An 18,567-nucleotide genomic window follows, 5' to 3' on the forward strand; every position below is an offset into this window, starting at 1 on the left:
GGAATATTGAATGATTAGAGAATTAAAAAGAGATAAAGTTGTCAAAGATTATAATGCAGTTAGCATCAAAATTGCTTCTCCTGAAAAAATAAGAGACTGGTCTTACGGTGAGGTTACAAGACCGGAAACCATTAACTATAGAACCTTGAAGCCAGAAAAAGATGGCTTGTTTTGCGAGAAGATTTTTGGACCTGTAAAAGATTATGAATGTTCTTGTGGAAAGTATAAGAAGTATAGATTTAAAGGATTGATTTGCGATCGCTGTGGTGTGGAGGTTACAACTTCCAAAGTTCGCAGACAAAGGATGGGTCATATTGGGTTGGCTGTTCCAGTTGCTCATATCTGGTTTGTAAAATCCATTCCAAGCCCTATTCAGCTTCTTTTAGATCTAAAATCAAGTGAATTGCAACGCATTTTGTATTATGAATCATATATCGTATTAAAGCCTGGAGCTTCAGATTACAATATTGGTGATATAGTTGACGAAGTTGCATATATTGAAGCAAAAGATAAATATCCTACCGGGTTTGTTGCTGAAATGGGTGCTGAACCAGTTAGAAAACTTTTAGAACAAATTGATCTAAATGATGAGGCTGATAAGTTACGTACTGCTATTAAGTTTGAAACAAAACAAAAGAAGATAAAACTCATCAAAAAACTTAAAATTGTTGATTCTTTCATAAATTCTGGCAATAAGCCTGAATGGATGATTCTGGAAGTTCTTCCTGTTATGCCTCCTGACTTGCGACCCTTGGTTTATCTTGAAGGTGGAAATTTTGCTACTGCTGACTTTAATGACCTTTATCGTCGTGTGATAACTCGTAATAATAGATTAAAGGCTCTTATGGAAGGTCACGCTCCTGAAGTAATACTCCGAAACGAGAAAAGAATTCTACAAGAAGCTGTGGACGCTCTGATGGATAATAGTAGAAAATCAAGGCCTGTTAAAGGTAGAGGAAATCGTCCGCTTAAATCACTAAGCGATCAACTAAAAGGAAAACGAGGTAGATTTAGACAAAATTTATTAGGTAAAAGAGTTGATTACTCAGGGCGTTCAGTTATCGTTATAGGACCAGAACTAAAGTTAAATCAGTGTGGTTTGCCAAAAAGAATGGCTTTAGAGTTATTTAAACCATTCATTATTGAAAAGATTGAAAAAATTGGTGCCGCAAGCACAACAAAGCAAGCAAAGAGACTAATTGAGGGGAAAAAACCTGAGGTATGGAAAATCCTTGAAGAAGTAATAGAAGATTATCCTGTCCTCTTGAATAGAGCTCCAACATTACATCGTCTAAGTATCCAAGCATTTCAACCAATTTTGGTTGAGGAAAAATCAATCCAACTTCATCCGTTATTATGCTTCCCATTTAATGCTGATTTTGATGGTGACTCAATGTCTGTTCATATCCCTCTATCAGGTGAAGCGCAAATAGAAGCTCGTGTGCTGATGAGCCCCGTTAATAATATTCTCTCTCCTGCTAATGGAAAACCTGTCTTAGTGGCAAGTCAAGATATAGTCCTTGGAGTATATTTTTTAACCTGTGCTCTGTCTGATGAACCTGAAGAGACTAAAAATTTACCTAAATTCAGTTGTGCTAACGAAGTAGAAATGGCTTTTGAAAGAAATAGATCAGAACTTTATGGTAAAAATATAATGGAAGATCGAGATTCTAAGTCTGATAAGATTCATATCCATTCCTGGATTGACTACAAAATTCCAGGAAAAGATGAAAGAGTTATTACAACTGTTGGTAGAGTTATCTTTAATCAGATAGTTCCAGAAGAGTTAGGTTTCCAGAATTATGTCTTTGATAAAGGTAAAATAAATCAGCTAACATACGAAGTCTTTAAATCTATGGGCGCAAGGAGAACTGCAACTTATTTAGATGAATTGAAAGATTTAGGATTCAGATATGCTACAAAGTCTGGAACTACATTTAGCCAGAGCGATATCGTTGTTCCAAAAGGGAAAAAAGCAATATTAGGCTATGCAGATGCTGATGTTGATGAAATCCAGAATGATTATGAGAATGGTATAATTACTGATAGTGAGCGATATGAAAGATTAATTGATAGATGGAAAATTGCAACTGAGGATATTACAGATATAATGATGGAAGAGCTAGAAAAGGATAAAAATGGATTTAATCCTATATGGATAATGTCAAGATCTGGTGCTCGTGGTGGTCGTGACCAAATAAAACAATTAGGTGCAATGCGTGGCTTAATGGAAAAGCCTCAAAGAAAACTTACTGGTGAGATAGGCGAAATTATTGAAAATCCAATTAAATCGAATTTTAAAGAAGGTCTAAGCATATTGGAGTATTTCATATCAACACATGGTGCAAGAAAAGGACTTGCAGATACAGCCTTAAAAACAGCAGATGCCGGTTATCTAACAAGAAGATTGGTTGATGTTGCTCAAACTGCTGTTATTACAGAAGAAGATTGTGGCACAATGGAAGGTGTTGAGATGACACCACTTAAAGAAGGAAATAAGATTATAGAGCCCATCGGTGATAGAATTAAAGGAAGGACGGCAGTTGAAGAAGTTCTTGACCCAGTTAGTGGAGAGATTATTGTAGAGGTCGGGGAAACTATATCTGATGAAAAAGCAAGTCTGATTCAGAAACATGGTATAAGATCTGTTAAAATCCGTTCCGTTCTTACTTGTGAAGCAGAAAAAGGAATTTGTGCAAAATGTTATGGAAGAAATCTTGCAACGAATAAACCAGTTGTCATTGGTGAACCAGTTGGAGTTATTGCTGCTCAAAGTATTGGAGAACCTGGCACTCAACTAACATTAAGAACTTTTCATATTGGCGGAGCCACAAGTACTGCTGTTGAAAAAGCAGAAGTCAATGCTGAAAGTGACGGTCTTATTAAATTTGAGAGACTTGATTATGTTTTTAATCGCGAAAACCAGAAAATCTCAGTTAGTCACTTAGGAAAGATAAAAATAACACACGCGGAAACAAAAGAAGAATTGAATCGTTACGATGTGGAATACGGAGCCAATATTTATGTTTCAGATAATCAGAAAATTGTAAAAGATACATTACTTTTTAGTTGGGATACATATAATAACCCGTTAATTTCTACTGTAAAAGGTACTATATATTTTGAAGATTTCATACCTGATGTTACTTATAAAAATGAATTCAATGAGCTAACAGGAAGAAATGAAATAACTATTATTGAATCTCGCGATGTTGCAAAACAAGCACAGTTGAGAATTGAAACCAAAGATGGTGAGGACGAATTCATCCCTCTACCAGCTGGACTTAATTTAGATGTAGAAGAAGGAAGTATAATATTTCCTGGAGAAATTTTAGGCAAAACCTCACGAGTGACTATCAAACAAAGAGATATTACAGGTGGATTACCAAGAGTGGTTGAATTATTTGAAGCACGCTCCCCACATAATAAGGCTATCATTTCGGAAATTGACGGTGTAGTAAAAATTGGTAAACTTGCACGCCTGGGAAGAAAAGTAAAAATCGTATCTCCAGATGAAAATTACGAGAAAGAATATACAATCCCATATGGAAGAAGAATAATAGTCCATGAAAATGATGTAGTGGAAAGTGGAGACCCGCTTTCAGATGGTCCTTTAGATCCCCATGATATTTTGTCAGCAAGGGGAATTACCACCACTCAAGAGTTTATAACTAACGAGATATTAGAAATATACAGAAAGCAGGGAGTGGATATCAATGATAAGCATATTAGAGTGATTGTTAGTCAGATGATGCAAAAGGTAAAAATTATTGATACAGGCGACACGATTTTTTTAGAGGGAGAAATAGTAGATAAAAATCATGTAAAAAAGGTGAATCAACAAGTTGAAGCTCAGGGCGGCAGAGTTGCAACATTTGAACAATTACTTATGGGTATTACAAAATCTGCACTAATTACCGATAGTTTTATATCTGCAGCATCATTCCAAAATACTACTAAAGTTCTTACTGAAGCTGCAGTAATGGGTAAACTTGATACACTTGAAGGACTAAAAGAAAGTGTTATTATTGGACACAGAATTCCCGCAGGCACAGGTGAAAAATTATATCATGACAAGGTTAGAGACACAATTGAGCAGGAATTAAGTCTGAGGAAAAGTGTCAGAAAATTGCTTAATTTTAGTTAAAAATGAATTTTAAAAATAGGAGGCTTTAGTGCCCACAATTTCACAACTTATTAGAAAAGGCAGAACACGAAGTATGAAGTCAAAGAAATATAAGGCATTGTCAGGCTGCCCCCAAAAACGAGGGGTATGTACAAGAGTGTACACTACTACACCCAAAAAGCCTAATTCAGCATTAAGAAAAGTCGCTCGCGTTAGACTATCAAACGGTATGGAAGTAACTTGCTATATACCTGGTGAAGGTCATAATTTACAAGAACACTCAATAGTTTTAATTAGAGGAGGGAGAGTAAAAGACATTCCTGGTGTGAGGTATCATATTATTAGAGGAACTCTTGATGCAAGTGGTGTAGAAGAAAGAAAAAAAAGCCGTTCCAAATATGGAACTAAATATACTAAAAAATTATAGTGAGGGTCAATGTCAAGAAGAAAAAGAGCTCAAAAAAGAGAAATCCTTCCCGATCCAAAATATCATGATAAAATGATAGCTAAATTTATTAACCAAATGATGGTTTGTGGTAAAAAAAGTCTTGCGGAAAGAAAATTTTATAAAACTCTAGAATTGATTGAAAAGAAAGCAAATGATGACCCAGTTCAGATTTTTAAAAAAGCTGTTGAAAATGTAAGACCAAGAATTGAAGTAAAATCAAGAAGAATTGGAGGATCTACCTATCAAGTTCCCTTAGAGGTGAGACCAGATAGGCAACAAACCTTGGCATTTCGGTGGATTGTAAATTTTGCTAGAAAACGTAATGAAAAAACTGTTGAAGAAAAATTAGCTGCAGAGCTCCTGGCAGCATATAAGAATGAAGGCGCTTCTGTCAAAAAGCGTGAAGAAGTTTGGAGAATGGCAGAGTCAAATAAAGCTTTTGCTCACTTTAGATTTTGAGCCACGAAGAACGCCAAGATACACGAAGGAATTAAATAACAGAAAAATTAGTATTTCTTCGTGCCCTTAGTGGTTAAAAATGAATAACAAAAAAATTAGTGTTTCTTCGTGCCTTTAGTGGCTAAAAAATGAATAGAGATTATCCTTTAGAAAAAATTCGCAATATTGGCTTAATCGCTCATATTGATGCTGGAAAAACTACAGTTACTGAGCGAATCCTATTCTATACAGGCATTTTGCATCAAATGGGAGAAGTTCATGATGGAACTGCAACTATGGATTGGATGATTCAAGAAAGAGAAAGAGGTATAACCATTACCTCAGCTGCTACAACATGTTACTGGAAAAACCATAGGATAAATATTATTGATACTCCCGGTCATGTTGATTTTACTGTTGAAGTGGAACGCTCTCTTAGAATTCTTGATGGAGCTGTTGTTATTTTTTGTGGTGTGGCAGGAGTTGAACCACAATCAGAAACTGTCTGGCACCAAGCTGATAAATATCATATTCCCCGCTTGGCTTTCATTAATAAATTAGATAGAGTTGGTGCAGATTTTAGTTATGCTCTTGAAACTGTTAAATCAAAATTGCAACCTAATTCGTTTCCTATTCAGTTGCCAATTATGAATGGAGAAGATTTTCTTGGTGTTATCAATTTAATTGATAATAAAGCATATATTTTTGATAAAGATGAATTAGGCATAGATTACACAGTTTGCAACATAGCAAATGAAAATGTTAAAGGAATATCTTTGCAACAAAGAGAATTAGCAGAAAATTATCGCAGTCAACTTATTGAAAAGATTGCTGAATATGATGAAACTATTTTAAAAAAATATTTAAATGGTAAAAAAATAAGTGAGAAGGATTTAATTACTTCTATCCGCAAATTAACTCTAAGTTGTGATTTTGTTCCTGTCCTTTGCGGCTCAGCTCTTAAAAATAAAGGTATCCAGCTTATGATTAATGCTATAGTTGATTTCCTTCCTTCTCCAATAGATGTGCCTGCAATTGAAGCTACAATTCCAGATTCAAAAAATAAGAAGAAAATTATAGTAGATGAAACCCTTCCTTTTGCAGCTTTGGCTTTTAAAAATCAAGTTAACCCTTATGTAGGGAAACTTACTTACCTTAGAGCTTATTCTGGAAAGATCAATAAAGGTGATTATGTTCTCAATGTTAATACTGGAAAAAAGGAAAGAATAACTCGTATTCTGCAAATGCATTCAAATAAATCTATTAATAAAAAAGCATTATATGCTGGTGAAATCTGTGCAGTAGCAGGTCTAAATAATGCAGCCTCAGGTGATAGCATAGTTGAACTTGGTAATCCGGTTTTACTTGAAAAAATTGCGTTTGCTGAACCGGTTATGTCTATTGCTATTGAACCAAAGACTAAAGTTGATGAAGAGAATCTTGAAATAACTTTACCAAGATTATTTGATGAGGACCCAACATATCATATAAAGAAAGATAAGGAGACAGGACAAACTTTGATTTCTGGCATGGGTGAGCTTCATTTGGAGATTTTGATTGATAGGTTGAAAAGAGAATTTAAGGTTGATGTGAATGTAGGAAAGCCGAGAGTAAACTATAAGGAAACAATTATAAATCGTGCTGAAGCTGAAGGTATATTAGATCGCAAAGTTGGTGAACATGGACAATACGGGCATGTAAAATTGAGGATAGAACCTTATTCCGACAATTCACGGATTGGAAAATCAAAGTATAAGATTTATTTTGAAAATGCATCCTCAGAGTATGAGATTCCAAAGCATTTTCTAAATGCTATAAAAGCAGGAGTAATTGAATCTGCACAAAGTGGGGCACTTACCGGTAATAAAGTTGAAAATATAAAAGTAGTTGTAACAGGGGGTTCATTCAACCCTGTAGATTCTTCCGAATTAGCATTTAAAATTGCTGGCTCAATTGCCTTCACTAATGCACTTAGAAAAGCTAAATCTATTCTTTTAGAGCCAATTATGAACATTAATATTGTTACACCAGAAGAATATTTAGGCAATGTTATAAATGATTTGAATAGCAGAAGAGGTAAAATTATTGAAGTTTCAGATAAGGAATCAATCAAAATCGTAAATGGTTATGTTCCTTTGAATGAAACATTTGGATATGCAACTAATCTGAGGTCAGTATCTCAAGGTAGAGCTTCTTACTCCATGGAATTTTTTGAGTATGAAAAAGTACCAGAAAATATTTCAAACAAAATCATTAAAAAAATGCGTGGCTATTAATTTTATGAGGAGATAATGGATAAGATAAGAATCAGGCTTAAGGCGTATGACCATTCTCTTTTGGATAAATCTGTTGCAGAAATTGTTAGAAATACTAAAGGAACCGGAGCCAAAATAATCGGTCCGATTCCACTGCCAACCCAGAGACGGCTTTATACCGTTCTTCGCTCTCCACATGTTGATAAAAAATCAAGAGAACAGTTTGAAATGAGGATTCATAAAAGAATCATTGATATTCAGAATGCTACTCCCAAAACTGTAGATGCCATTAAGAACCTAAATATTCCAGCAGGTGTACATATTGAAATCAAAACCTGAGATGACCGTAAGATATTATTCTGTCCGTTCAGGCTTCCCGGTGAAATCGGGGAGACTAAAAGGAGAAAAATGTTAGGATTAATTGGGAAAAAAATAGGAATGACCAGAGCTTTCAGCGAAAATGGGGATTCAATCCCTGTTACCTTAATTCAGGCCGGTTCCTGCACTGTAGTTCAACAAAAAACTCCAAAGAGAGACGGCTATACCGCTCTTCAACTCGGTTTTTTTGAAGTTGACGAAAATAAGATTACCAAACCTTTAGCTGGTCATTTTAAGAGTAATAAGTTAAAGTATTATAAATTTCTAAAAGAGTTTAGGGTTGATAATAAATTGTTGAAAAAGTATCCATTAGGTTCTGTGTTGAATCCAGGAATTTTCAAATCTAATGAGATTGTTAATGTTTCTGGTACTTCTAAAGGACGCGGATTTGCTGGTGTAGTTAAAAGACACAATTTTCATGGCAAGAATATGACTCACGGGACTCACGAGTCATTTAGAGGTGGAGGTTCTATCGGGCAATGTGCGACTCCCTCAAGAGTTGTGCGTGGGAAGAAAATGCCAGGTCATATGGGAAACGAAAGTGTTACCGTTAGAAATCTAAATATATTTAAGGTTGATGAAAAAAGAAATTTGATTATGCTCATAGGTGCTGTCCCCGGTCATAGAAATAGTCTTGTCATTATTAAGAAAATAAAATAGATAAAGGCTTTTGTTATGGAAGTAATAAAATATACAAATAATGGAGAAAAGATCGGAAAGGTTTCATTACCCGTAAATCTTTTTGATGTTGAGATAAATACCAATGTTCTTTATGAGGTTATTAAGCTTTATTTGAAAAATCAAAGGCAAGGCACAAAATCGGTTAAAGGACGATCAGATATAAAAGGTTCTACACGCAAACTATTTAGACAGAAAGGAACTGGAAGGGCTCGTGCAGGTTCTGTTAAAAGTCCAATAAGAGTTGGGGGTGGTGTTGCGTTTGGTCCTCATCCTAAAAATTGGTATTCAAAAATTCCAAAGAAAAAGAAAAGAATTGCTCTTAAATCTGCATTAAGTGCAAAAAAGGAGCATATCGCAATTATTGAAGATTTTGAGTTTGAAAAGCCAAACACAAAGACAGCTAATCAGATAATAAAAAATATGAAAATTCAATATGATAGATGCTTAATTGTTGTGCCGAATAACTCCCTTAATGTTATCAAATCGTTTCATAATCTGAAAAATGTAAATACTATACGGGCTCAGGATCTTTGTTCCTATAAGGTAATGCGGTCAAGTAATTTGATTATAACTGAAAAAGCACTACAAAAGTTGGAGGATACTTTTATCCGTTCTCAGAAAGGTGAAAATGAGTAAGAATCCAAGAAAAATAATAATTCAACCTCTTATAACTGAAAAAGGAACTCATATTACGGAAGATGCAAATGGATACCTTTTTAAAGTTCATAGAGATTCTAACAAGATTGAGATTAAACATGCTGTGGAAGAAATTTTTGATGTAAAAGTAAAGAAAGTAAACACAATTTATTGCAAAGGAAAGCCGAAGAGTTTAGGAAGATATGTTGGCAGAAGACCCAATTGGAAGAAAGCAATAGTTTATTTAGAATCCGGTGAAAGTATTAAGGAATTTCAAGTAATGAAATGATGTTAATTTTCAATAAGTTTGACAGAAAAAAATATAAATTAGGTTCTTTACCCTAATATTTATTTTGGAGAAGTTTTAAATGGCAATAAAAAAATATAAACCTACTACTCCGTCAAGAAGGTTTTATACGGGTTATAAATTTGATGAGATTACAAAGAAGGGACCTGAAAAATCTCTTCTAAAACCTGTAAAAAGAACCGGTGGTAGAAATAATCAGGGACGAATGACTATTCGGCATCGTGGTGGAGGCCATAAAAAATTTTATAGGATTATTGATTTTAAAAGGTATGATAAAAAGAATATTTCAGCACGAGTACACTCAATTGAGTATGACCCGAATCGTTCTGCAAGAATCGCTTTGCTTTATTATGTTGATGGAGAGAAAAGATATATAATTGCACCAGATAAATTGCAGGTTAATGATGTAGTTATGGTAGGAGAAGATGTTGAAATCAGATATGGGAATGCTATGCCTTTAAAGAAGATTCCAATTGGGACAATGATTCACAATATTGAATTCAAACCTAATAGAGGTGCGCAGATAGCGAGAAGTGCTGGTGTAAGCGGTGAAATCATTGCAAAGGAAGATAAATATGTTCATATTAAGATGCCATCCGGTGCGGTGCAGTTAATAAGCGGAGAATGTTATGCATCAATTGGACAGGTGAGTAATATTGAGCATAATAGTATTTCTCTTGGTAAGGCTGGTAGAAAGCGTTGGTTAGGAAGACGCCCGAAAACAAGAGGGGTTGCTATGAATCCTGTTGACCATCCAATGGGTGGTGGAGAAGGAAAGAGCTCTGGTGGTAGGCATCCAGTCTCTCCGTGGGGTTTGCCTGCAAAAGGATTTAAAACAAGAAAAAAGAAAAAGTATTCTGATAAATATATGATTAAAAGTCGGAAGTAGATATCAGGCTTTGATTATGTTCGTTATAATAAGAAATTTTTGGAGGATTCAATAGATGGCTAGGTCAGTTAAAAAGGGACCATTTGTAGATGAGCATTTGATGAAAAAAGTGGAAAAATTAAATAAAGAAGAGCGTAAGCAAGTTATCAAAACTTGGTCAAGACGTTCTACAATAATTCCTGAATTTGTTGGTCATACTTTTGCTGTGCATAATGGAAAAAAGTTTGTTCCTGTCTTTATATCTGAAAGTATGGTTGGGCATAAATTAGGTGAATTCTCTCCGACAAGAACATTTAGGGGCCATAGGGCTAAGAGAGAAAAACTTGCAGCGCGTAGGTAAGAAATGGAAGCAATTGCTAAAGTAAAAAATCAGAGAGGTTCTGCAAAAAAAATTCGTTTGATAGCGGATTTAATTAGGAATAAAAATATCAGCGAAGCAAAAAATATACTAACTTTTTCTAAGAGAAAAGGTGCAAGAATAATCACCAAACTTTTAGATGCTGCAATTGCAAATGCAGTCAGTAAAAAAGGCAAGGTTGAAACTGATAAATTAGTAATAAATAGAATTTTCGTAGATAATGGTATCACAATGAAAAGATATCGCCACCGTGCTCGTGGAAGGGCTGATATGATTAGAAAAAGAACATGTCATATTACGATATCTGTTTCAGATGAATTACAAGCACCAAAAGAAGAGGAGGAAGATATTGGGTCAAAAAACTAATCCAGTTGGTTTTCGTATAGGATATAATAAAAATTGGGAATCTATATGGTTTGCAAATACCAGAAAAGGTTATGTATCACTTTTTTATGAGGATTTAAAAATTAAAAATTATTTAAATAAACGTTTGTCAGATGCTATGGTTGCTAAGATTGAAATCTTGCGAAAAAGTGATAAAATAACTATTATAATTAATACTGCAAGACCTGGAATTGTTATAGGAAGAAAAGGTGTTGAAATTGAAAAGGTTAAACATGAATTGCTTACACTTCTTAATATGTCCAGTCAAGATGATTATTCAAAATTAGCTATTGATGTTAAGGAAGTTAAAAGACCTGAGCTTAATGCCAGGCTAATTGGTATGGATATTGCCAGACAAATTGAGAATAGAATTTCGTATCGTAGAGCAATGAAAAGAGCAATTCAAAGAGCAATGGGTTCCGGAGCAGTCGGTATCAAAATTAAATGCAGTGGCCGTCTTTATGGTGCTGAGATTGCTCGGAAAGAAGAATATCACGCAGGTAGAAATCCTCTTCATACCCTAAGATCAGATATTGATTATGCCGTAAGTGAAGCCATGACAAAATATGGTGTAATTGGTATCAAAGTATGGGTATGCAAAGGTGAGTTGATGAATAAATAAGAAGTTTTATAGATAGGTGCTAAGAAATGTTAATGCCAAAGAAAGTAAAACACAGAAAACAGCAGAGAGGTAAAAGACGCGGTAAAGCATATTCTGGTTCTACCCTTGAGTTTGGAGAATATGGTCTTATGAGCTTAGAAAATGCGTGGATAACCGCCCGTCAAATTGAAGCTGCTCGCGTTGCTGTAACTCATTTTATAAAACGAACCGGAAAAGTCTGGATAAGAATCTTTCCTGATAAACCCTGTACAGTAAAACCGGCTGAAACCAGAATGGGTAAAGGGAAAGGTGCTCCAGAATATTGGATTGCTGTTGTAAAACGCGGTAGAATTATTTTCGAAATTGAAGGTGTTAATTATAATATCGCTAAACGAGCTTTGACATTAGGTGGTCATAAACTACCTATGAAGACTAAATTCATTTCACGCGAAGAAATAAGAGGTTAAGTTGTATGAAACCAAATGAATTGAGAGAGATGAACTTATCTGAATTAAAGCTAAAGGAAAATGATCTTCTTGAGGAAATTTTTAATCTTCGCTTTCAAAAATCAATGAATCGTTTAGAAAATCCCATGAAAATCAAAGAAGTAAAAATAGATATAGCGCGTGTTAAGACTATAATAAAAGAGAAAGAATTAGCTGCAAAGAAAATGTAGGACGATTATGGAAAAAGCTGAATTTAGAAAGAAAAAGCCGTCCAGAATAGGCATTGTTGTAAGCGATAAAATGGATAAGACAATTGTTGTCAGAGTTGAACGACAATTTAAACATCCCCTTTACGGCAAATATATGAGACGACATAAAAAATTTAAAGTTCATGATAAAGATAATCAAGCAAAAATTGGAGATAAAGTAAAAATTGAGGAATATAGACCTGTTAGTAAAACGAAGCGATGGCGATTTGTAGAAATAATTGAGAAGAGGAAGTAGACAAACAGGGAGTTCGTATGATTCAACAAGAAACTGTTCTTAGAGTTGCAGATAATTCAGGAGCAAAGGTAGTAAGGTGTATAAAAGTTTTGGGTGGCTCCAAACGAAGATATGCAAGTCTTGGCGATATAATTGTTATGTCTGTTAAATCTGCAGTTCCACATACCGATATTAAAAAAGGGACTATACATAAAGGAGTTGTTGTCAGGACCAAACAAGCAGTTAGAAGAAACGATGGGACTTATATTCGCTTTGGTGATAATGCGGTTGTATTAATAGATGATTTGATGGAACCAAGAGGAACTCGTATTTTTGGACCTATTGCAAGAGAGCTCCGTGAAAGACATTTTATGAAAATCCTTTCACTTGCTCCTGAAGTCGTATAGGAGATTTATATGAAAATTAAAAAAAATGATAAAGTAAGAGTTATTACTGGTGAATATAAAGGTGTTGAAGGATTGGTCTTGAAAGCATTTCCTAAAATTAATAAAGTTATTATTGAAAAAGTAAATTTTATTAAGAAACATCAGAGACCGACACAGCAAAATCAGTCTGGGGGAATAATTGAAATGGAGGCTCCAATACATATTTCTAATATTCAATTGATCTGTCCCAAATGTGGTCAACCAACCAAACCAAGATTGAAAATTTTAGAAGATAAAAGTAGAGTTAGATATTGTGCTAAATGCGGTGATATGATTTAAAGGGTATAATGAGCAGATTAAAAGAAAAGTATAAAACTAAGATTATAAAAGAGTTGATGAAGAGATTTGATTATAAAAATGTAATGCAAGTACCAAAAATTGAGAAGGTCTCAGTTAATATTGGTGTTGGTGAAGCAACTCAGAATAGGGCTTCGTTGGATAATGCAAGGAAAGAATTAGAAACTATTACAGGTCAACATGCTATTATTACTAAAGCAAAGAAGTCTATTTCAAATTTCAAATTGAGGACAGGAAATCCCATTGGAACAAAAACTACGCTTCGGGGCAAAAAAATGTATGAATTCGTAGATAGACTTTTTAGTATAGTGATGCCAAGAATTAGAGATTTTAATGGAGTTTCCAGAAATGGATTTGATGGAAGAGGAAATTATACATTGGGTATTAAAGAACAGATAGTCTTTCCAGAAATTGTCTTTGATAAAATTGATAAAATAAGAGGACTTAATATCACTTTCGTTACTACAGCAAAAACTGATGAAGAGGGACTTGAATTACTAAGTGCTCTTGGAATGCCCTTTGTGCGAAAATAAAAAATAAGGAATTATATGGCTAAAAAATCTTTAGTAGTAAAAGCTAAAAGAAAACCAAAATTTAAAGTAAGAAAATACAATAGATGCGAATTGTGTGGCAGAGCCAGAGGATATATTAGAGATTTTGGTATTTGTAGATTATGTTTTAGAAAGCTCGCTTCACAAGGGAAAATTCCCGGCGTGAAAAAAGCAAGCTGGTAAACGGAGGAATAATGCCAACTACAGACCCTATTGCTGATATGCTTACTATTATTAGAAATGGAATTCATGCAAAGAAGAAAACAGTAACTATGAATTTATCAAATATGAGAAAAGAAATAGCTCGTATACTTTTTGAAGAAAATTTTATAAGCAAATATACTTTACTTGATAAATCAGAAAAGACCAAAAGAAAATTTGATCAACTCAGAATTACTATTCGTTATACTGAAAATAAAGGACCTGTTATTAAAGAATTGAAAAGAGTTAGTAGACCAGGAAAAAGAGTATATGTTAATTCTAATAATATACCAGTTGTTTACAATCATCTTGGGATTGCCATATTATCAACGAACATCGGCGTAATTACTGATAGTGTTGCACGAAAAGAAAGAGTTGGTGGAGAATATCTTTGTAAAATTTGGTAGAAAGGGTTTAAATGTCAAGAGTAGGAAAAGAACCAATAATTATTCCAGAGAATGTCAAAGTCAGTATACATAAAAATAAGGTTATTGTAACTGGAATCAAAGGAACACTTGAGCATATTTTAAATGATGGAATATCAGCAAAGCTCATTGATAATACTATTGTTGTAAATAGAATTTCTGATGAGAAAAAATACAAAAGCTTACATGGTTTGAATCGTTCCTTGATAAACAATATGGTTATCGGGGTTTCAAAAGGATATTTGAAAAAATTGATGATTGTTGGAACAGGTTATAAAGCTGTGATAAAAGGCAAATGGTTGGTTTTAAGTTTAGGTTTTTCTCATGATATTTATTTTGAAATTCCTGAAGGTATTGATGTAAGTTTGGAAAAAATCGGGCGAGCTGAAGCAAGTGTTATACCTGGATTACAAGTTGTAATTGATTTAAATAGCCATGATAAAGAATTACTTGGTTCAGTAGCTGCAACTATAAGAGGTATCAGACCCCCTGAACCTTACAAAGGAAAAGGTATTAGATATGCTGAGGAACATGTAAGAAAGAAAGCAGGAAAAATTGCTGGTGGAGTAACTGGTTAAGGAGAATTTATGATTAAAAAAAATATAGCTAAAAATAGATTGCTTAGATTCAGACGGAAAAAAGCCATAAGAAAAAAAATTTCTGGAACACCTGAAATCCCCCGTATTTCTGTGTATAGAAGCTTAAAGCACATCTATGCACAAGCTATTGATGACATAAATGGTAATACTTTAGTGTCTGCTTCTACCCTTCAACCAGAATTTAGAGCTCAAAAAAAGGGAGATATAAAACGTGTTGAAGAAGCATTTTTAACAGGAAGACTTCTGGCTAAGAAATGCTTAGAAAAAGGCATAAATCGCGTTTGTTTTGATAGAAATGGTTTTATATATCATGGAAGAGTGAAAGCACTTGCAGATGGTGCTCGTAAGCAAGGATTAAGGTTCTAGGAGAATATATGCACAAGCCAATGGATGATGAGAAAGAAGGATTAGTTTTTGAAAAAGTGGTGGGCACTAATCGTGTGTCTAAAGTAGTAAAAGGTGGAAGACACTTTAGCTTTAATGCAACTGTTGTGATTGGCGATAAAAATGGGACTGTTGGTGTTGGAATGGGTAAAGCAAATGAGGTTATTCCGGCAATTAACAAAGCAAAAGAAATCGCAAAGAAAAGTACATTCAAGGTCCCGGTTAGAAATGGGACTATTCCTCATTCTATTACTGGCAAGTATTGCGGAAGCAAAGTTCTTCTAAAACCAGCAGCGCCAGGCACAGGAGTTATTGCGGGTGGACCTGTTAGAGCGATTTTAGAAGCAACAGGTGTTGAAAATGTACTTACAAAATCTTTGGGCTCACACACTACACATAATTTGGTTAAAGCAACAGTGGTCGCATTGAAATCTCTCCGCTCACACGAAGAGGTTGCTAAATTAAGAAATAAATCAATAGCTGAACTGTTAGCTTAACACATTTATTAATAAAAATAAATATTTTAATAGGATAAGATGAAACTGAAAATTACCCAGATAAAAAGTCAAATCGGACAGAAGTTAAATCAAAAAGAAACTTTAAAAGCGTTAGGTATTCGTAAAATGAATCAGACTGTTATCCATAAAGATATTCCTGAGATAAGAGGAATGATTAATACTGTTAGCCATTTGGTTAAGGTGGAAAAAATTAAGAGGTAGACTTAAGATGAAATTGAATGAATTAAAAATTCCTGCAAATTCAAAGCATAAACGCAAACGACTCGGGAAAGGCAATGGTAGCGGATATGGTAAGACAGCCGGTCGTGGGATGAATGGGCAGAAATGTCGCAGCGGCGCCGGTATCCCCAATTGGTTTGAAGGTGGACAGATGCCTATACATCGCAGATTGCCGGGTAAAGGCTTTACTAATATATTTAAGAAAAAGAATAGAATTGTCTCTCTTAATAGATTAGCAAGAGTGGAAGAAAATATTATTGATATTCCCTTGATGGAAAAACTCGGACTTATTGAAAATCCAAAATATAAAAAATTTCCAGTTAAAGTTTTAGCTAATCATGAAAATAAATTTGATAGGAAAAAAATTATAAAAGCCAACAAATTTAGTGAAAAGGCTGTTGAATTAGTTGAAAAAATTGGCGGGAAAGCAGAGGTTGTATAAGTGTTAAAATCCATAGTTAATGTATTCAAGGTTCCGGAATTAAAGAAAAAAATTCTATTCACACTTGGAATTCTAATTGTATATCGTTTAGGCGGGCATATACCCACACCCGGGATTAATACTGCTGCTATTGGTGAATTTTTCGCACAAAGTTCAAATACACTTTTCGGAATGTATGATTTATTTGTGGGTGGAAATTTAAGCAAAGCAACAATTTTTGCCTTAGGAATTATGCCTTATATTACATCTTCAATTGTTATGCAGTTGTTAGGTGCAATTATACCATTTTTTGAAAAACTTAGAAAACAGGGTGCTGAAGGTCAGAAAAAAATAACACAATATACACGATATGGAACTGTTCTAATAGGAACTTTTAATGCTTTGGGAATTACTGTTTTCCTTGAGAGTATACCTCCAACATCTTTAGGACCAGTTGTTCAATATCCCGGTTTTATGTTTAAATTTATTACTATTATTACATTTGTTGCTGGTACTATATTCATTATGTGGTTAGGCGAGCAGATTACAGAAAAGGGAATCGGGAATGGCATTTCCTTAATAATATTTATAGGTATTATTGCGAGATATCCAAATGGTTTTCTTAATATGGGTAATATGGTTGCAAGTGGTACAATGAGCATAATGCTTGCAGTCTTAATATTAATCATTATGGTTGTTGTTACGGCAGCGGTGATTGTTATTACAGAAGCTATGCGAAAAATTCCCGTTCAATATGCCAAAAGAGTTATTGGTAGAAAAATCTATGGTGGCCAAAGCACTCACATTCCCTTAAGAGTGAACTCAGCAGGAGTTATTCCAATCATTTTTGCTCAGTCAGTTCTTATGTTTCCACAAACTATCACTACATTTTTTAAAGGTAGTGAATTTATGCATACTATATCTAATTGGCTTTCTCCTGGAGCCTTTCTTTATACTTTTTTGTATGTGATATTAATAATTTTCTTCGCTTATTTTTATACCGCAATTGTTCTTAATCCAGTTGAAATTGCAGATAATATGAAAAAATATGGTGGTTTTATTCCAGGTAGAAAACCCGGCAAGAAGACAGCAGAATACATTAATAGTGTTATTACACGAATTACTCTTCCAGGTGCACTATTTTTTGCAATCATTGCTGTTATGCCAACCTTCTTGATGACCTATGCAAGAGTTCCCTTTTATTTTGGTGGAACGGGATTAATCATTATCGTTGGTGTTGCATTAGATACCCTGCAACAAATTGAATCTCATCTTGTAATGAGACATTATGATGGATTTATGAAAAAAGGGAAATTAAGAGGTAGAAGAAGATGACAGGTAAGGGAAAATTGATTATCATATTGTTAGGACCTCCCGGAGCAGGAAAAGGAACTCAGGCTAAGTTAGTTGAAAATAAGTATAATATTCCTCATATATCAACAGGTGATATTTTACGAGATGCAATTGATAAAAATTCCAAACTGGGTAAGAAGGCAGATGTTTATATGCATAAAGGCGAGTTAGTTCCGGATAATATTATTTTAGATTTAGTTGAAAAACGAGTAACTCAGTCTGATTGTGAAAATGGGGCCTTATTTGACGGATTTCCAAGAAATGTTAAACAAGCAACAATGTTTCAAAATATGAAATATGTTAAGAATTCAGAATCATTTTATGTCATCTTAATTGATATCCCGGATAAAGAAGCAATAAAAAGATTGTCTAATCGGAGATATTGCCCTAAATGCAAAAGTATATACAATTTGATTCATAAAGTTCCTAAAAAAAAGAACGATGGAACATACTTTTGCGATAACTGTGGAACCAAATTGATTATTCGGGATGATGATAAGGTTGAAACAATAAAAAGTAGATTAGAAGTGTATCACGAGTCGGTCAAACCTATGATTGATTTTTATAAAAAACATTGTGTAGTACATATTATTGAAGATGCTATGTTCCAAAATGATGTTTTCCATAAGATAACAAAAATAATTGAAGAAGAATCGGAATATGAGCCTACAGCGGGTCATAAGTAGTCATTTGCTCCTACAGAGCGTCATAAATAGTCATAAT

General features: G+C 34.1%; 27 protein-coding genes. All 27 read left to right on the forward strand.

The genetic code is table 11. The features are described from left to right. Positions 1 to 10 precede the first annotated feature (10 nt). The 27 genes from rpoC to U9R23_05935 all read left to right on the forward strand — a co-directional run bounded on the left by rpoC (position 11) and on the right by U9R23_05935 (position 18,530). A complete protein-coding gene (rpoC, locus tag U9R23_05805) occupies positions 11 to 4,147 on the forward strand; it encodes a DNA-directed RNA polymerase subunit beta' (protein MEA3475929.1) in 4,137 nt (1,378 codons plus the stop codon). 28 nt (positions 4,148 to 4,175) lie between these two features. Then, positions 4,176 to 4,553 carry a 30S ribosomal protein S12 gene (gene rpsL / locus U9R23_05810; GenBank protein ID MEA3475930.1) on the forward strand — a complete coding sequence of 126 codons (378 nt, stop codon included), beginning with the start codon at positions 4,176 to 4,178 and terminating at the stop codon, positions 4,551 to 4,553. A gap of 9 nt (positions 4,554 to 4,562) precedes the next feature. Continuing rightward, positions 4,563 to 5,033: a 30S ribosomal protein S7 gene (gene rpsG, locus U9R23_05815; protein MEA3475931.1), complete on the forward strand. Its 471-nt coding sequence runs from the start codon at positions 4,563 to 4,565 to the stop codon at positions 5,031 to 5,033. 128 nt (positions 5,034 to 5,161) lie between these two features. Next, positions 5,162 to 7,288, forward strand: coding sequence for an elongation factor G (gene fusA / locus U9R23_05820; protein MEA3475932.1), 2,127 nt, complete (start codon positions 5,162 to 5,164; stop codon positions 7,286 to 7,288). A gap of 15 nt (positions 7,289 to 7,303) precedes the next feature. After that, positions 7,304 to 7,606 carry a 30S ribosomal protein S10 gene (rpsJ, locus tag U9R23_05825; GenBank protein ID MEA3475933.1) on the forward strand — a complete coding sequence of 101 codons (303 nt, stop codon included), beginning with the start codon at positions 7,304 to 7,306 and terminating at the stop codon, positions 7,604 to 7,606. A 69-nt stretch (positions 7,607 to 7,675) separates the two neighbouring features. Then, entirely contained in the window at positions 7,676 to 8,305 is a 630-nt protein-coding gene (gene rplC / locus U9R23_05830) for a 50S ribosomal protein L3 (protein MEA3475934.1), read from the forward strand. Between the two features lie 15 nt (positions 8,306 to 8,320). Next, positions 8,321 to 8,962 (forward strand): 50S ribosomal protein L4, encoded by a 642-nt coding sequence (gene rplD / locus U9R23_05835; protein ID MEA3475935.1) that lies wholly within the window; start codon positions 8,321 to 8,323, stop codon positions 8,960 to 8,962. Beyond that, positions 8,955 to 9,251 carry a 50S ribosomal protein L23 gene (gene rplW / locus U9R23_05840; protein MEA3475936.1) on the forward strand — a complete coding sequence of 99 codons (297 nt, stop codon included), beginning with the start codon at positions 8,955 to 8,957 and terminating at the stop codon, positions 9,249 to 9,251. Before rplD ends, rplW begins: the two co-directional genes overlap by 8 nt. Before the next feature lie 79 nt (positions 9,252 to 9,330). Further along, positions 9,331 to 10,158 carry a 50S ribosomal protein L2 gene (rplB, locus tag U9R23_05845; GenBank protein MEA3475937.1) on the forward strand — a complete coding sequence of 276 codons (828 nt, stop codon included), beginning with the start codon at positions 9,331 to 9,333 and terminating at the stop codon, positions 10,156 to 10,158. Between the two features lie 55 nt (positions 10,159 to 10,213). Continuing rightward, a complete protein-coding gene (gene rpsS, locus U9R23_05850; GenBank protein ID MEA3475938.1) occupies positions 10,214 to 10,498 on the forward strand; it encodes a 30S ribosomal protein S19 in 285 nt (94 codons plus the stop codon). A gap of 3 nt (positions 10,499 to 10,501) precedes the next feature. Beyond that, positions 10,502 to 10,882, forward strand: a complete 381-nt coding sequence (gene rplV, locus U9R23_05855) for a 50S ribosomal protein L22 (GenBank protein MEA3475939.1) — start codon at positions 10,502 to 10,504, stop codon at positions 10,880 to 10,882. Next, complete coding sequence (gene rpsC / locus U9R23_05860; GenBank protein ID MEA3475940.1) at positions 10,866 to 11,522, forward strand: 30S ribosomal protein S3; 657 nt, start codon at positions 10,866 to 10,868, stop codon at positions 11,520 to 11,522. The genes rplV and rpsC overlap by 17 nt, the downstream gene beginning before the upstream one ends. Before the next feature lie 26 nt (positions 11,523 to 11,548). Further along, positions 11,549 to 11,968, forward strand: a complete 420-nt coding sequence (gene rplP, locus U9R23_05865; GenBank protein ID MEA3475941.1) for a 50S ribosomal protein L16 — start codon at positions 11,549 to 11,551, stop codon at positions 11,966 to 11,968. 5 nt (positions 11,969 to 11,973) lie between these two features. Beyond that, positions 11,974 to 12,177, forward strand: coding sequence for a 50S ribosomal protein L29 (gene rpmC, locus U9R23_05870; GenBank protein MEA3475942.1), 204 nt, complete (start codon positions 11,974 to 11,976; stop codon positions 12,175 to 12,177). A 7-nt stretch (positions 12,178 to 12,184) separates the two neighbouring features. Continuing rightward, entirely contained in the window at positions 12,185 to 12,451 is a 267-nt protein-coding gene (gene rpsQ / locus U9R23_05875) for a 30S ribosomal protein S17 (protein ID MEA3475943.1), read from the forward strand. Positions 12,452 to 12,468: 17 nt separating this feature from the next. Beyond that, positions 12,469 to 12,837: a 50S ribosomal protein L14 gene (rplN, locus tag U9R23_05880; GenBank protein ID MEA3475944.1), complete on the forward strand. Its 369-nt coding sequence runs from the start codon at positions 12,469 to 12,471 to the stop codon at positions 12,835 to 12,837. 9 nt (positions 12,838 to 12,846) lie between these two features. Beyond that, positions 12,847 to 13,155 (forward strand): 50S ribosomal protein L24, encoded by a 309-nt coding sequence (rplX, locus tag U9R23_05885; GenBank protein MEA3475945.1) that lies wholly within the window; start codon positions 12,847 to 12,849, stop codon positions 13,153 to 13,155. An 8-nt stretch (positions 13,156 to 13,163) separates the two neighbouring features. Beyond that, positions 13,164 to 13,706 (forward strand): 50S ribosomal protein L5, encoded by a 543-nt coding sequence (gene rplE, locus U9R23_05890; GenBank protein ID MEA3475946.1) that lies wholly within the window; start codon positions 13,164 to 13,166, stop codon positions 13,704 to 13,706. 15 nt (positions 13,707 to 13,721) lie between these two features. Continuing rightward, positions 13,722 to 13,907: a type Z 30S ribosomal protein S14 gene (locus U9R23_05895; GenBank protein ID MEA3475947.1), complete on the forward strand. Its 186-nt coding sequence runs from the start codon at positions 13,722 to 13,724 to the stop codon at positions 13,905 to 13,907. 11 nt (positions 13,908 to 13,918) lie between these two features. Continuing rightward, positions 13,919 to 14,332, forward strand: a complete 414-nt coding sequence (gene rpsH, locus U9R23_05900) for a 30S ribosomal protein S8 (protein ID MEA3475948.1) — start codon at positions 13,919 to 13,921, stop codon at positions 14,330 to 14,332. 11 nt (positions 14,333 to 14,343) lie between these two features. Continuing rightward, positions 14,344 to 14,928: a 50S ribosomal protein L6 gene (gene rplF, locus U9R23_05905; GenBank protein MEA3475949.1), complete on the forward strand. Its 585-nt coding sequence runs from the start codon at positions 14,344 to 14,346 to the stop codon at positions 14,926 to 14,928. Positions 14,929 to 14,937: 9 nt separating this feature from the next. Then, the gene (rplR, locus tag U9R23_05910) at positions 14,938 to 15,315 is read left to right on the forward strand and encodes a 50S ribosomal protein L18 (GenBank protein MEA3475950.1); all 378 of its coding nucleotides are present in this window, start codon (positions 14,938 to 14,940) and stop codon (positions 15,313 to 15,315) included. 8 nt (positions 15,316 to 15,323) lie between these two features. Then, a complete protein-coding gene (gene rpsE, locus U9R23_05915; protein ID MEA3475951.1) occupies positions 15,324 to 15,830 on the forward strand; it encodes a 30S ribosomal protein S5 in 507 nt (168 codons plus the stop codon). 39 nt (positions 15,831 to 15,869) lie between these two features. Further along, the gene (gene rpmD / locus U9R23_05920) at positions 15,870 to 16,052 is read left to right on the forward strand and encodes a 50S ribosomal protein L30 (GenBank protein MEA3475952.1); all 183 of its coding nucleotides are present in this window, start codon (positions 15,870 to 15,872) and stop codon (positions 16,050 to 16,052) included. A gap of 7 nt (positions 16,053 to 16,059) precedes the next feature. Beyond that, positions 16,060 to 16,512 carry a 50S ribosomal protein L15 gene (gene rplO / locus U9R23_05925; GenBank protein ID MEA3475953.1) on the forward strand — a complete coding sequence of 151 codons (453 nt, stop codon included), beginning with the start codon at positions 16,060 to 16,062 and terminating at the stop codon, positions 16,510 to 16,512. After that, positions 16,513 to 17,826: a preprotein translocase subunit SecY gene (gene secY / locus U9R23_05930; protein ID MEA3475954.1), complete on the forward strand. Its 1,314-nt coding sequence runs from the start codon at positions 16,513 to 16,515 to the stop codon at positions 17,824 to 17,826. Then, on the forward strand, positions 17,823 to 18,530 hold the full coding sequence (locus U9R23_05935; GenBank protein ID MEA3475955.1) for an adenylate kinase: 708 nt from the start codon (positions 17,823 to 17,825) through the stop codon (positions 18,528 to 18,530). Before secY ends, U9R23_05935 begins: the two co-directional genes overlap by 4 nt. Positions 18,531 to 18,567 lie beyond the last annotated feature (37 nt).

It is taken from the genome of Candidatus Cloacimonadota bacterium (assembly GCA_034722995.1).
GTDB lineage: Bacteria > Cloacimonadota > Cloacimonadia > JGIOTU-2 > JGIOTU-2 > JAGMCF01.